Source organism: Prosthecobacter sp. Pr1, from assembly GCF_057652315.1.
Genome location: NZ_JBYFBS010000007.1, coordinates 220,881 through 234,227, shown reverse-complemented (window position 1 = coordinate 234,227; position 13,347 = coordinate 220,881). Strand labels below are relative to the sequence as shown.

At 59.1% G+C, this 13,347-nt stretch carries 13 protein-coding genes; 8 read left to right on the top strand and 5 right to left on the bottom strand.

The window, feature by feature from the left end:
* The first annotated feature begins 15 nt into the window (after positions 1 to 15).
* Entirely contained in the window at positions 16 to 990 is a 975-nt protein-coding gene (locus tag AC24GY_RS14220) for an alpha/beta hydrolase (RefSeq protein WP_487684073.1), read from the top strand.
* A 294-nt stretch (positions 991 to 1,284) separates the two neighbouring features.
* Here the strand turns inward: AC24GY_RS14220 and AC24GY_RS14215 are convergent, their stop codons facing one another.
* Entirely contained in the window at positions 1,285 to 2,361 is a 1,077-nt protein-coding gene (locus AC24GY_RS14215; RefSeq protein WP_487684072.1) for a zinc ribbon domain-containing protein, read from the bottom strand.
* Positions 2,362 to 2,364: 3 nt separating this feature from the next.
* On the bottom strand, positions 2,365 to 3,276 hold the full coding sequence (locus tag AC24GY_RS14210; protein ID WP_487684069.1) for a DUF2167 domain-containing protein: 912 nt from the start codon (positions 3,274 to 3,276) through the stop codon (positions 2,365 to 2,367).
* 120 nt (positions 3,277 to 3,396) lie between these two features.
* On the opposite strand from AC24GY_RS14210, the gene AC24GY_RS14205 reads away from it, so the two are divergent.
* Positions 3,397 to 4,173 (top strand): hypothetical protein, encoded by a 777-nt coding sequence (locus AC24GY_RS14205; RefSeq protein ID WP_487684067.1) that lies wholly within the window; start codon positions 3,397 to 3,399, stop codon positions 4,171 to 4,173.
* A gap of 9 nt (positions 4,174 to 4,182) precedes the next feature.
* Here the strand turns inward: AC24GY_RS14205 and AC24GY_RS14200 are convergent, their stop codons facing one another.
* A complete protein-coding gene (locus AC24GY_RS14200) occupies positions 4,183 to 4,611 on the bottom strand; it encodes a pilus assembly FimT family protein (protein ID WP_487684064.1) in 429 nt (142 codons plus the stop codon).
* A 91-nt stretch (positions 4,612 to 4,702) separates the two neighbouring features.
* Between AC24GY_RS14200 and AC24GY_RS14195 the strand changes: the two genes are divergently transcribed.
* The 4 genes from AC24GY_RS14195 (at position 4,703) to AC24GY_RS14180 (ending at position 8,307) form a co-directional block, all read left to right on the top strand.
* Positions 4,703 to 5,341 (top strand): hypothetical protein, encoded by a 639-nt coding sequence (locus AC24GY_RS14195; RefSeq protein WP_487684061.1) that lies wholly within the window; start codon positions 4,703 to 4,705, stop codon positions 5,339 to 5,341.
* Positions 5,342 to 5,385: 44 nt separating this feature from the next.
* Positions 5,386 to 6,678 carry an ATP-dependent Clp protease ATP-binding subunit ClpX gene (clpX, locus tag AC24GY_RS14190; protein ID WP_422321130.1) on the top strand — a complete coding sequence of 431 codons (1,293 nt, stop codon included), beginning with the start codon at positions 5,386 to 5,388 and terminating at the stop codon, positions 6,676 to 6,678.
* Between the two features lie 80 nt (positions 6,679 to 6,758).
* On the top strand, positions 6,759 to 7,712 hold the full coding sequence (locus AC24GY_RS14185; protein WP_487684058.1) for a sugar phosphate isomerase/epimerase family protein: 954 nt from the start codon (positions 6,759 to 6,761) through the stop codon (positions 7,710 to 7,712).
* A gap of 40 nt (positions 7,713 to 7,752) precedes the next feature.
* A complete protein-coding gene (locus tag AC24GY_RS14180) occupies positions 7,753 to 8,307 on the top strand; it encodes a PH domain-containing protein (protein ID WP_487684055.1) in 555 nt (184 codons plus the stop codon).
* A gap of 14 nt (positions 8,308 to 8,321) precedes the next feature.
* On the opposite strand, the gene AC24GY_RS14175 is transcribed toward AC24GY_RS14180, so the two are convergent.
* Complete coding sequence (locus tag AC24GY_RS14175; protein ID WP_487684052.1) at positions 8,322 to 8,816, bottom strand: hypothetical protein; 495 nt, start codon at positions 8,814 to 8,816, stop codon at positions 8,322 to 8,324.
* A 71-nt stretch (positions 8,817 to 8,887) separates the two neighbouring features.
* On the opposite strand from AC24GY_RS14175, the gene hflX reads away from it, so the two are divergent.
* Both hflX and AC24GY_RS14165 read left to right on the top strand, forming a co-directional pair.
* Entirely contained in the window at positions 8,888 to 10,216 is a 1,329-nt protein-coding gene (hflX, locus tag AC24GY_RS14170; RefSeq protein WP_487684049.1) for a GTPase HflX, read from the top strand.
* A gap of 388 nt (positions 10,217 to 10,604) precedes the next feature.
* A complete protein-coding gene (locus tag AC24GY_RS14165; RefSeq protein ID WP_487684046.1) occupies positions 10,605 to 11,378 on the top strand; it encodes an SDR family NAD(P)-dependent oxidoreductase in 774 nt (257 codons plus the stop codon).
* Positions 11,379 to 12,071: 693 nt separating this feature from the next.
* Here AC24GY_RS14165 and AC24GY_RS14160 read toward each other — a convergent pair.
* Positions 12,072 to 12,500, bottom strand: a complete 429-nt coding sequence (locus AC24GY_RS14160; protein ID WP_487684043.1) for a hypothetical protein — start codon at positions 12,498 to 12,500, stop codon at positions 12,072 to 12,074.
* Positions 12,501 to 13,347: the final 847 nt, after the last annotated feature.

Below are 13,347 nucleotides of genomic sequence, written 5' to 3'. Positions count from 1 at the left end.
GCTCATCATCGGCCAGTGAAAAGAAAACGAGTCATCCTGGGAGCCGCGCTTCTGCTGGTGCCACCGCTGGCCGGATGGCTGGCCGCAGATCAGCTGGCGCATCCGCCACGCAGGCCGCTGCAGGATTATCATCATGAGTTTCTGTCCAATCCGGCGGTACATGGCGTGGCTTTGAAATCCTTCACCTGTGCCGATGGCACCCCATGTCTCGTCTGTGAGCCTGAGTCGCAGGGCGCACTTGGAAAACGCGGGCAGGTCATCCGTGAACAGTTGACGCTGAAAGGTCTCAGCTTGCCAGCACCCGGAAGCGTGGTGGGAAATCTGGTGCTGGTGCATGGCCGCCGCGGTCGAAAGGAGGACTACCTGCTCGTCGCAGAGCGTTTCTGCGCCGTGGGCTTTCGCTGCATTCTGCCCGACATGCCTGCTCATGGCGATCACCCGGGAACAACCGCCAGCTATGGCGTGCGGGAGGCCCACCTTCCGGCACTGGCGCTGCATGAGGCCGCAGCGAAGTTCGGCTTCAATCCGCAACCCGCAGGCATCATGGGGCTGTCGATGGGAGGTGCAGTCAGCATCCGCTCAGCCGTGGAGAAGGATGCGCCTTGGCGCGCTGCCGTGCTGGTTTCCACCTTCGATTCATTGGACCACGTGGTGCGTCATCAGACTTCGGGCTGGGTGGGAGAGTGGCTGGGTTCAGTCTGGAGCCACATGACGGGCTGGTTTTATCAAAGAAAGGCACACATGGAAGTCAGTGCGGCGAACTCCCTCTCTCTGGTTCCCGAGCTCAAATGCCCGGTGCTTGTCGCGCATGGAACGTCAGACCGGGTGATCCCAGTCGAGTGTGGACGCCTCCTCTATGAAGCCCTGCCATCCGGCATCGAAAAACGCTGGGTTGAAATTCCCGGCGCGGATCACGACAATGTGCTGATCACTGATTTTCCGATCTACGCAGAAATGGCCGAATGGATGCTGCGTCACGTTCCCAAGTGATGGCAGCCTAATTTTACTTTGGTAAGTCATCGGGGGCACAGAATCCATTGGCCGGTTGTCGCCGTCTTTCGTCATCCCACTCCGCTTGACACCAGTCCCAACGGGACTGCGCATCAGAGCGAAGGGTTGCCGAGCCTCAGCGAGGCTACCCTGGTAGAGGGCACAACCTGATTTGGGAAAGCAAACCCAGCGCCTTCGCCACATACCACGACCACCAGCAGCGTCTGCAAGGCGCCCCGCCTCACTCACAACGTACAGCCAGCTCCCAAATCCCGCTAACTTATCAAAGTAGAACTAAGCCGCCGGCTGCCGCAGTTCCACGCCACCGCAGTCAGAGCAGGCGGTCATGCCGCTCTGAAATTCAGCACCGCACCGCGGGCAGGTGGGAAGTTTTGCCGTCGCGGGCGGGTCATAATCAGCCTCTGCGATGCCTTCATGGCGGAAGAATTTTTCCAGTGCCTCGGCTTCGAGCTGAAGCGTTTCATCTTGAAGCCAGCCAGGAGCGTAGCGTGACTCACGCCAAAACAGACGCGCACTTTCCATCCACCGCTTGTCATCCATCAGTCCGCGCCAGGCGAGCGGATGCGGCGGTTCGCCATCCGTGGTCAGATTCACGACATCAAAGGCACGCATCGCCAGTTGCGGCAGGAAGGCAATCCCGAGCGCGCGCCAGCGACGATGCGGAATAAGGACGCGGCTTTTCCGGGTGCTGCGCAGAAAGAGCCAGGATTGGAAGAATTGCACCAGCAGCAGCACACCCGCAGCCGCGAGCACGATCAGGCTGTCGCCAAAGCGATGATACAAAACGCTCATCACGCCAAAGCACCACATGAAGTGGATCGTGGCGCAGAGCCGCAGTGATCGGGTGAGCTGCGATGAAGCCGTGGCGGTTGTGTGGGCAGACTTCGTGTCGAGTGACGTGCGGGCGTGCTTGAGGAATGCGCTGCGGCGCTGCTCGGGCGTCAGGCCACGCCATTCAGTGAGCCGTTGCTGCCAGAGTTCAGCCAGCGTTTTAGAAGGCAGGCGCACTCGGGTCACAGCGTCGAGCTGTAGCGTGCTTTCCTCGACACGTGGAGCCAGCTTCTCCCATGCAATGCTGACGCTCATGCTGTCGGTCAATCGCACACGCAGTGATTCTTGCTCGGGCACAAACAACCATGGCAGCGCCAGAGCATGCGCCTGCATGGGCGGCAGAGGAGAGAGCAGCAATGGCGAGCCGCTGCCGATTTGCAGCCGCATCCATGGCCGCAGCGGGCTCCAGCCCGACTTGCCCGTGCCCGCAGCCATCCAGGCCGTGGAAGGCACGAGGCGCAGGCACTCGATGAGATACAGCAGCACGAAGACTGCGAGAAGCGTCTGGCCGTCGGTCATGCGCTATTCGCCTGGGGGCTGACGCGAGCCGAAGATTTTGCCGAAGAGCTTTTTCAAGCCGGCCAGAACACCCACCACCAGCAGGATCGCCGCCTTGCCCAGCTTGGCAAAGAACAGCCCGAGCTTGCCAAACAGGCCCATCTTGGCTGCGGCAAAGGCGCCGGTGCCGGCGATGAGCGCGGTGAGGCCGTATTTTGCGACCTTGTCTCCTTCGCGGAACTCCGCGTAGCGCTGACCTTCGACATAGGAGAAGCCGCCCATGACTTTCTGAAACTCGGTCAGCAGCGGCTGAAACTCCGCCGGGTCACACACGAGCTGCACCTTCATGGAACCCGTGCGGCCCAGCAGCCGCGTCTCATAGTTCACAGACTCGCCTCCTGTCCCGTCCAAGCTTTGGATTCGAACCGCCCACTCAAGAGTTTTGGTGGTGTCGTTGAAGCGCGGCGGCATGGCCCAGCCAAGAATGGCCAGCTCATGGATGCCGCGTTCCTTGCGCACTTTATTGGATTCCGCCAGTCCCTCGCGGCGGAGTGCGAGAAGCTCATCCGCATTGATGTCGTTTTTCTCATCGTCTTTCACATGGCCGGAATCGTCATAGCCGAAGATGATCCAAGGGCCGAATCCCTCGGTGGTGAGCATGCCTGAGGCGGAGGGCTGGGGCAGATTGCCAAACAATTCCAGCACACGGCTGGTGCCGCTGCCGTGGGTGAAGCGGTAGCCCTTCGGGATGGCGATCTTGGCCACGCCGCCGAGATCTCCTGCGCCTTCACGCACCCAGCCAACCTTTTCCATGTCATCCAGCAGCTTTTTCTCCTGCTCCTCCGCGTTCTGGTTCGCGGGTTGTTGAGCCTGAGAGGTGGAGAAAACTGCGAGACAGGCCAGCAGTACGGCGCGTGAGAGGAATGAAGGCTTCATGCGTCGCCAGTCTCGCAGGGGCTGCGGGAGATCGTCAAGGCGAGGTTTTTACCAGATTCGTAATTGGCAGAGGAAGCCTTAGGCCGCATGTTCAGGGGCCTTTGACTCACTCTTTATTCCATGGATGAACCAAATTCTGCTCCAGCACCCGCGCCGCGCCGCAGGCCAGGATGCCTCTCCACCCTGGCCCTGACGTTTCTGGCGCTGGTGGTCATTGGTGGCCTCGTGGTTTGGAAGGTGGTGGATTCAGGTTTTGGCATGAAGTGGCTGGTAGAGCATTTCCAGAAGCAGACCATCACCGAGAGTTTTCGTGAAAACGTGAAACGCATCGCCTCGACTCAGGGGGATGTATTGGAACTCGCCACCATGGAAACCGAGGAGACCGTCACGAAGTATGACACGAAGACCTTGTTCAACGATGCCGTTTACCTCGGCACCACCGTGGCGGAGATCCGCGCGATGGTGGTCTATCGTTACCATTTGAAGCTGTCCGACGAGTGGAAGATCACGGTCGAAAACGGTCGTTGCGTGGTGATCGCGCCCGCCATCCGGCCTTCGCTGCCACCGGCGATCCGCACGGAAACGATGGAGAAAAAGGCTGAGGCTGGCTGGCTGCGGTTCAATGCGGCGGAGAACATGGCCGAACTGGAGAAAGGATTGACCCCGATGCTGGAACGTCGCGCGGGTGTCCCCGGAAAGATCAAGCACGTGCGCGAAGCCAGCCGTACTTCCGTGGCCAAGTTTGTGCAGCACTGGGTGCTCAAGGAGCAAAAAGCGCAAGACCAGGGCGGCATTCGCGAAATCGTGGTGATTTTTCCTGACGAACCGGCGGCTGCCAATGCTGCCGAAGCATCGAAGCTGCCCGCCACTTTGAATGTGGAAGTGAGCGTCGATTAACTCAGCGGATCAAGGCTGCAGCCCTTCAGGGTCGTAGAGCAGCAGGCCGGACTCGAACTTCACAAAAGACAGAGCTCCGGGCAGGTCGCTGGGCCGCATGTTGGTAAGGCTGAAAAGTTTGTCCTTCCACATCCCTTGCTTGCCGGTAACACCGCCTATCAGCTTGGCTGCGGTGGCCAGTTTGTCCCCTGGCACCACAAAATCCGCATTGCCCAGCGTGGCATAGACCCCGAGAGAAACAATTTCCTGCGCGTTCCGCTGGTTGATCACACGTTCTATCACACTCCTTTGGTTTCCGCCGTGCCAGCCAAGTGCAATGCTGCTGAAGATGCCGACCAGGCAGATAACGGTGAGCAGTTCCAGCAGTGAAAAGCCCGCAGACATCCAGTTTTTTGGCTGGGGTTGCGGACGGAGGGGGCTGGCGGAGGTGCGCAACACGGGTTATATAATTATCATAAACATCTTTTCGCCGCAATCTCTCGTTTTGACGGGGGTGACAGTCTGCATTTAGACAGAGGCTGCAGAACACATGATACCTGACTTGTTGGAACCATTACCCCGATCGCAGCGCGAAGCTGTCGATTCTGCCGGCTACCGTATCATGCGCTGGATGGCGGCCCGCGAAGTCTTGCAGACGCGTGTTACGAAAGGCCGCATCGCAGGGCCATTGGGTGATTTTTTGGCGCACTGGCTTTCCCTGGCCCCCGCAAAGGGGGCGGACTCAGATCTTTGGTTGTCATTCAATTATGCACAGGATCGAGGGGGGCTGAAACTCGTGGGGGGCAGTGCAGCACTCGCCCATTCTCCATTGGAGCAGGCACTGTTGCATCTGCCGGCGCTGCGCTCATTTTGGAGCCAGGAATTGCGCCAGCAGCACTTTGTGGCTTTGCGAACTCTGGTGCCGCAGGCATGGCTGATGGACCCGGCTCAGGTTCCACCCGGTGCGGTGATTCAGGGCTTGGATACGGTTTCTTGGAAGCTGCCCCCGCAATTGTGGGGGCAGCAGTGGGAGATCCAAGACCCTAAGGGGCTGATACTCGCAAATCCGTCTCTTTCGCAGAACAGCATTTTGATCTCACGACCGGCTTCAGGCGTATTACTCAATGCATGGTATGGGCGGAATGACACGGGTCAGGTTGTTTTGCGTTCTCTTGAAGCGGCACCTTGACGTGCATCCTGCTTCCGTGCGACATTCTCCCATCCCCAAAAACCATGGCACGCGGCTCCAACGTTACTCTCTGCTCCTTCTGCGGCAAAAGCCATGCAGAGGTCAAAAAACTCATTGCAGGTCCAGGGGTGTATATTTGCGACAACTGCATTCACGTCTGTAAAAACATCCTCGATAAGGAAACCTCGGTCGATTCCGAGGGTGGTCCAGCACTACTGGTGCCACGTCCGGCGGACATTGCCGCGCTGCTGGATCAGCATGTGATCGGCCAGTCTCAGGCGAAGAAGGTGCTCAGTGTCGCGGTGCACAATCATTACAAGCGCATCCTGCACACCCAGCAGCAGGCCACGCGTGCCGGCAGCGGAGCCCCTCGCAAAGTGACGACCGCCCTGCCCGACCCAAATGATGTTGAGATCGAAAAAAGCAACGTGCTGCTCATGGGTCCCACGGGCTGTGGCAAGACGCTGCTCGCCAAGACTCTCGCACGCATTCTCAATGTGCCTTTCAGCATTGCAGATGCCACCACGCTGACAGAGGCCGGCTACGTCGGCGAAGACGTGGAAAACATCGTCCTGCGGCTCCTGCAGGCGGCGGACTACGATGTCGCCCGCGCTGAGATGGGCATCGTCTACATTGACGAGATCGACAAGATCGGCCGCAAAACCGAGAACGTGAGCATCACGCGCGATGTCTCAGGCGAAGGCGTGCAGCAGGCGCTGCTGAAAATCATTGAAGGCACTGTATGCAATGTGCCGCCGCAGGGCGGACGCAAGCATCCGCAGCAGGAGTACATCCAGGTGAACACAGAAAACATTCTGTTCATCTGCGGCGGGGCCTTTGTCGGCCTCGACAAACTCATGGAGCGGCGACGTGGTGGCAAGACCATGGGTTTTGTGAATTCCCAGGCCGCGAAACCCGAGACCGCCAAATCCAGGGCCGAAGTCGAACCTGAGGACCTGCTGTCGTTTGGCCTGATTCCGGAGTTCATCGGTCGTCTGCCGGTGGTTTGCTCGCTGGAGTCACTGACGGAACAGGAACTCGTGCGGGTGCTGACCGAGCCGAAGAACGCTTTGATCAAACAGTATGCGAAACTGATGAACATGGACGGCGTGGAGCTTTCCATCACACGTGATGCCATGCTGGCCATGTCGAAGGAGGCGGTGACACGCGGCACCGGTGCACGCGGACTCCGCAGCATCTTCGAACGCATCATGCTGGACGTCATGTATGACGTGCCGAGCCGGATGGACGTGCGCGGCGTCACCATCAACGAAGGCGTCGTCAAAGGCGAGCGTGCCGCCATGCTGCGCAAGCGCGTGGAACGCAAGGCGGCATAGGCTTCGGGTTACAAAGTCGGGGCAAAAATTCTGCTGGAGCTTTGGGGGCTCCTCACATCATAGTGGGTGCTATCACACCCATGACCTCCCGCCGCCACTTCCTTCAACTCGTCACCACAGCCATTGCCGCTGCAGGTTCACGCCAAGTCATCGCCGCTGACAAGGAGCCGCCGTTCAAAATCTCGCTGGCTGAATGGTCGCTGAACAAAGGCATCTTTGGGAAAGGCAATGCCGAGCGTCACGAGCATCTCGACTTCTGCAAGATCGCCCGCAGCCTGGGCATCGACGGCGTCGAGTATGTGAACCAGATGTTCTTCGACAAGGCCACTGACGCCGCCTACCTCGGCGAAATGAAAAAGCGTCAGGAAGGCGAAGGCGTGAACGGACTGCTCATCATGTGCGACCGCGAAGGCAATCTCGGCGATCCCGATGAGGCCAAGCGCGCAAAGACCGTCGAAAATCATCTCAAGTGGCTGGATGCCGCTTCCACCCTCGGCTGCCACAGCATCCGCGTGAATGCCGCCAGCGATCCGAAACTGAGCTGGGACGAACAGATGAAGCTCGCTGCGGATGGCCTGCATCGTCTGTGCGTGGAAGGCGACAAGCGCGGCCTCTACGTTGTCGTGGAAAATCATGGCGGACTCTCCAGCAACGGCCTCTGGCTCACTGGCGTGATGAAAGCCGCAGACCATGCCCGCGTCGGCATTCTGCCGGACTTTGGCAATTTTTACACCGACCGCGTCAAAGGTGAACTCTACAACCCCTACAAAGGCCTGCGTGAGTTCATGCCTTGGGTGAAAAAGGGCATGAGCGCCAAGGCCTACGACTGGGACACCGGTGCTGGCAAATTCTACACCGAAGACCGCCGCGAAGGGCGCGAGATGACGCTCGATTTCGAGCGTTTGATCAACATCGTCGTCAAGGCGGGCTATAATGGCTACATCGGCATCGAATACGAAGGCGACAAGCACACTGAAATCGAAGGCATCAAACGCACCAAGCAGGCGCTTGATGAGATCAAGTCGATGCTCTGATTTTCCAACCGCTTCCTAAACTCACACCCCCTCGCACATCATGCCTACAGAAGACGCTCCCATTCCTGCCGCCGTCGCGGAAATCAATCTCTGGTCCGGTCACACCTCCCAGTGGGTACATTTCTGGTACTACTTTTTCTGCATCCTGCTGGCTGCGGGCATTGCGGTAGCGGCCACCGTGTTCGGTCTGGCGACTGCTGGCATCGGAGCGCTGGGGTATCTGGGGTTGATCATTCCGTTTTTGATGTGGGTCTTCCGCTGGTGGGCGACAAAATGCACCACTTATGAGCTGACCAGCCAGCGTTTGCGCATTCGTTCCGGAATTCTCAGCAAAAAGACCGATGAAATGGAGCTTTTCCGGGTGCGGGATTACACGATGGAGCAGCCCTTTTTGCTGCGATTGGTCGGTCTTGGCAACATGACCTTGATCACCTCAGATGCGACGACGCCCACACTTTCCATGCGTGCCATTCCGGGAATTGAGAACGTGCGTGAAAAACTGCGCACGGCTGTGCAAATTGAACGTGATCGGAAGCGGGTGCGGCAGATGGATGTGGACAGTGTGGATGACAGCGGTGGCGGTGGTCTGCACTGACCCCTTGGGGCTGATCAGGAGCCTTCGACTTTTTCGGCATTTACGACGCGGGTTTTTCCATCTTTGACTTCGAGTTGCATTTTGATGCGTGCATATTCCTTTTTGTAGCTCCAGCCGGCTTCGGCGTCCCAGGTGGTGGCGCTGGTGGGCTGGAGTTTGCGGAGTTGAAGGACAAAGGCGGCGAGGCGTGTGTCGGATTCGGCAATGGTGTTGTCGGGCTCGATGACTTTGAGGTTTTGGGCGTTGACGAATTTGAGCTTTAAGTCGGCGAAGCGGTTGGTGAAGGGGTCGGTGGCGGGGGTCATGCCGTCGCGGTTGATCTCGCCGAGGACGATGGAGTAGCTTTTGGGGACGCCGGGATTGAGGTCGGGCAGGAGGGTGATGAGATGGCGGACGGCGGCTTCGCCGGCATCGCACTCATAGAGGTTCAGCGGGAGGGGGGCGGTGTCTGAGGAATCGCAGGCGGCGAGACCGAGGCAGAGGCTGAGCAGAAGGAGGCGGCGTGTCATGTGGGTTGGGAGTTCATGGCATGGAATACGCAGCTTGGCAATGCGCTGGCGTGCTCCATACTGGCAACCCCATGTTTGACATTCGAGAAAAACCCAATGCCGTTGAGAACGCTTTTCTGGTCGGTGCGTACTTTGACCGGCGGCAGAAGCAGGAAGCCTCAGACTTGCTGGAGGAGCTGGCTGAACTGGTGGGGACGCTGGGGATCAACATCATTGGCAAGGAGCTGGTTTTTGCGCGGGAGCACACGGCGCGCTACCTGATTGGCAGCGGGAGGTCGGCGGAGCTGATGAAGCAGGCGAAGGAGCTGGGGGCGGATGTGATTGTGTGGGACAATGAGCTGAGTCCGGGGCAGCAGCGGGCGTGGGAGAGCGAGGGGGACATCTGCGTGATCGACCGGCATGAGGTGATTCTGGATATTTTCAACATGCGGGCGAAGACGCGTGAGGCGCGGCTGCAGGTGGAGCTGGCGAAGATGGAGTATTCGATTCCACGGCTGACGCGGATGTGGGCTCACTTGGACCGTCAGGGCGGTGGCGCCGGCGGCGGGGTGGGTGGTGCGGGTGCGGCGCGTGGTGAGGGTGAAACGCAGCTGGAAGTGGACCGCCGGCTGGCGAGCAAGCGGCTGGACAAGCTGAAGGCGGACCTGGAGGAGGTGAAGAAGCAGCGGGAGACGATGCGAAAGGACCGCCTGCGCACGCCGGTGCCGCATGCGGCGATTGTGGGGTACACGAATGCTGGGAAGTCTTCGCTGCTGAACAAGCTGACGGCGGCGGATGCGTATGTGGAGGACAAGCTGTTTGCGACGCTGGACACGACGACGCGGCGGATGGAGCTGCCGGACGGGCAGCCGCTGCTGGTGACGGATACGGTGGGGTTCATTCGGAACCTGCCTCACGATTTGGTGCAGTCGTTCCGGGCGACGCTGGAGGAGGCGATCCAGGCGGATTTCCTGATTCATGTGATTGATGCGAGCTCGCCGCAGGCGGTGGAGTTTTACCAGACGACGTCGAAGGTGCTGGCGGAGCTGGGGGCGGGTGACAAGAAGGTGCTGCTGGTGCTGAACAAGGTGGATCTGATTGATGATCCGCGGCTGATGGAGCTGAAAAGGGATTTTCCTGAGGCGGTGACGATTTCGGTGAAGACGGGGCAGGGGATGGAGGATCTGCTGCACCGGCTGCATGATTTCATGATCGACCGGGTGGTGCGTCTTACGCTGAGCCTGCCGCTGGACCGGATGGATCTGGTGGCTTTGATCCATCAGGAGGGGAAGATGCTGAGCGAGGATTATGAGACGGGCCGGGCGGAGATTCAGTGCGTGCTGCCGAAGCGGTTTGAGAGCCGGTTTGCGGCGTTTCTACCGGTGGATCCGGAGGCTGGGAAGAAGAAGGGGAAGAAGTAAGGGGGAGTCGGAATGGTTGGCCGCAAAGAGGCGCAAAAAAGACGCAAAAAGGGAGGGAGAGGGGAGTGTATTCGGGGGTCGTTTGCACAAACTAAGCTTCCCAGATTCCGGCTAAAGCCGGGACTACAATACATGCGCTGGGTGGTTTCAGGTTTGGGGAGATGCGGAGCTTCCGGAACGGGCTACGATCCCGAACTACGTACTCAGAAGACCAGAAAGAGTGCGAGGATGTTATTCGGGAGGGCAAGCAGCGCTTGGGTGTATTCGTGCTGGGGAATTCAGACGGGGCAGGAATGCCCCGGTTACGTTTGCTTTCCGCTGAGAATTGTTTGGATGAAAAGGGGAACGTGCGTAAAAAAGGGCTGCTAATCACTGTTTACTTCTGCTCATGTTTTCACTCTCCAACAAAACCGTTATCATCACCGGAGCCGGATCGGGCATCGGTCAGGCCATTGCTATTCTTTTTGCCAAACAGGGGGCGCATGTGGAAGTGCTCGACCTCAAGCAGGAGGGGGCGCAGGTGACGGTGGATCAGATTGTGGCTGCCGGGGGCAGTGCGCGGGGTTCGGCCTGTGATGTGGGGAACTATGCGGAGGTGAAGGCGATTTTTGATGAGGTGGCGGCGAAGCATGGGAAGATCGACGTGCTGGTGAACAACGCGGGCATCGCGCACATCGGCACGGCGTTGACGACGGCGGAGGAGGACATGGACCGGCTGCACCGGGTGAACATCAAGGGGGTGCATGCGTGCGCGCAGGCGGCGCTGGCGCACATGACGACGGTGAACAAGGGCGTGATCCTGAACATGTGCTCAATCGCGGCGCAGATGGGGTTGGCGGACCGGTTTGCTTATTCGATGACGAAGGGGGCGGTGTTGATGATGACGTACTCGATCGCGAAGGATTTTATCAAGCAGGGGATCCGGTGCAATTGCATCGCTCCGGCGCGGGTGCATACGCCGTTCGTGGACGGGTATCTGGCGAAGACGTATCCGGGTCAGGAAGCGGAGATGTTTCAGAAGCTGAGCGAGGCGCAGCCGATTGGGCGGATGGCGAAGCCGGAGGAGATTGCGGCGCTGGCGCTGTATCTTTGCAGTGATGAGGCGTCGTTTGTGACGGGGAGTTCTTATCCGATTGATGGGGGCGCGGTGAACTTGAGGTAGCGCGGGAACCACTGATTTTTCACCGCAGAGACTGGAAAGCCGCAGAGATTTGTTTCTGAAGAGACTCTGCGGTTTTCCTATCTCTCGCGGTGTTGGATTGTGGGAGCGGGAAGCGGATTTTTTTAACCGCTGATATGACGCTAATAAAACGCTGATCTTGGCATTCGGAAAATGCAGGATTCAAAGGTGTTGTGTGGCGAATGGTTGGGGGTGGGACGTTCGTTTTTGCCGCAGAGGGGCAGAGAGGCGGAGGGGGCAGAGGTTGGCGGTTGTTGAGCCGGAGCCGGAATGGTTGGCCGCAAAGGGGCGCAAAGAAGGACGCAAAAAAAGGGCGGGGTGTTTGCGGTGGGGATGAGAGATGGCTGTTTTTCGGCAAGGAAATGGGGGGAAGGATTTTTCACCGCAGAGACTGGAACGCCGCAGAGATGGTTTCTGAGGTGGGCTTTGAGGGAGGGGCTGTTTGTGCTGTGAGAGCGGTGGATGTGGTCCGTGGGGCCTGGGTGCTTGCGATGCGCTGGCCGACAGACAGGAGTGTCTGTCGTACTTCAATCCATCTGCTCAGGCATGGTGTTGGATGGGATTGAGGTTCTTTGAAGAAAGGGGTTGAAATGGGGAAATGGGGCCCAAGGGTTGTGGTATGATGTGGTGGGCGGGTGATGAATACCAGTTGCTACCATTTGAACTTTTCACTTTTCAGATCATGGCTATTTCTTCTTCCAAAAAGGCCCGCAGAGGCGGGGTGAGGGCGGGTCGGCGGGTGAAGATGGCGAGTTTGCGGCGGTGGGTGAGGGGGGCGCGGGTGAAAGGGCTGACGGGGACGGAGCTGGTGTTTGAGCTGCATGTGCGCCGGGGGCTGGCGCTGCGGAAGGTGGCGAAGGTGCTGAGGGTGGGCCTGGGGGAGGTGCGGGAGCACTGGTGGGAAATCCGTATGGCGCGGGCGGCGAGGGCTCCGAAGCGGGAACGGGTTTTGCCGTCGCTGGCTCCGAGGTCGGAGGGGGATTTGGTGGCGCTGCGGGAGTGCGTGAGTGTGGCGCTGTGGGAGACGGTGGTGGGGACGTTTGGGGTTCCTGAGGCGAGGGTGGAGGGCGAGAGCGAGGGGGCTGCTCTGGTGCCGGCGCCCATGCTGTCGGTGAGGTTGAGGGCGTTGAGGCAGATGGCGAGGCTGTACGATGTGGACTGCCAGGGGCGGGTGGCTGCGGCTGAGGTGGTGCCGGTGGCGTGTGCGACGCCGGAGGAGATTGCGGAGATGGTGAGGGAGAGGAGGGGGAGTTGACGGTGGTCTTGGGTGATTTGGTGGGGTTATTTTTTGCAAGGGAATGTGGAGCAAGGGAATGGCCGGAGGCAGGGAGGGACCAGAGTTGAACCACGGAATACACTGAATACACGGAAGTCGGATCAGAGGTGGAGGTGGGGTTTTGAAGGGCTGCTGGGCGAGAGGGGCGTTTGTTTTTTGGCAAGGGAATGTGGAGCAAGGGAATGGCCGGAGGCAGGGAGGGACTGGAGTTGAACCACGGATTGCACGGAAGACACGGATGTCGGATCGGAAGTGAAGGTGGTGGGCATTGAGGGGATGCTGGGCGAAAGGGGCAATTTGTTTTTCGGCAAAGGAATGGATTGGCAGAGGAATGGCCGGAGGTTGAGGGGAGCGGGGTTGAACCATGGAATGCACTGAATCCACGGACGTTGAGGTGGGCTTGAACCACTGACTGGCGCTGACTTGAGCTGATGAGGAAGGGGGTGTTGTCTGCGGCGGTTCAAATGCTGTGGGTGATGCGTTTTGTGCGTGGAGAAAGGGGCGGATTTTTAACCGCTGATGGGACGCTGATATGACGCTAATTCAGAATTAGAAATCCGGACTCTGCGCCATGTTTGTTTGGAGGTGGCAGGGACGTTCGATTTTGCCGCAGAGGTGCAGAGAGGCAGAGGGAGCAGAGAAAGAAGTGAGCTGGGATGATTCATGCGGCGGCGG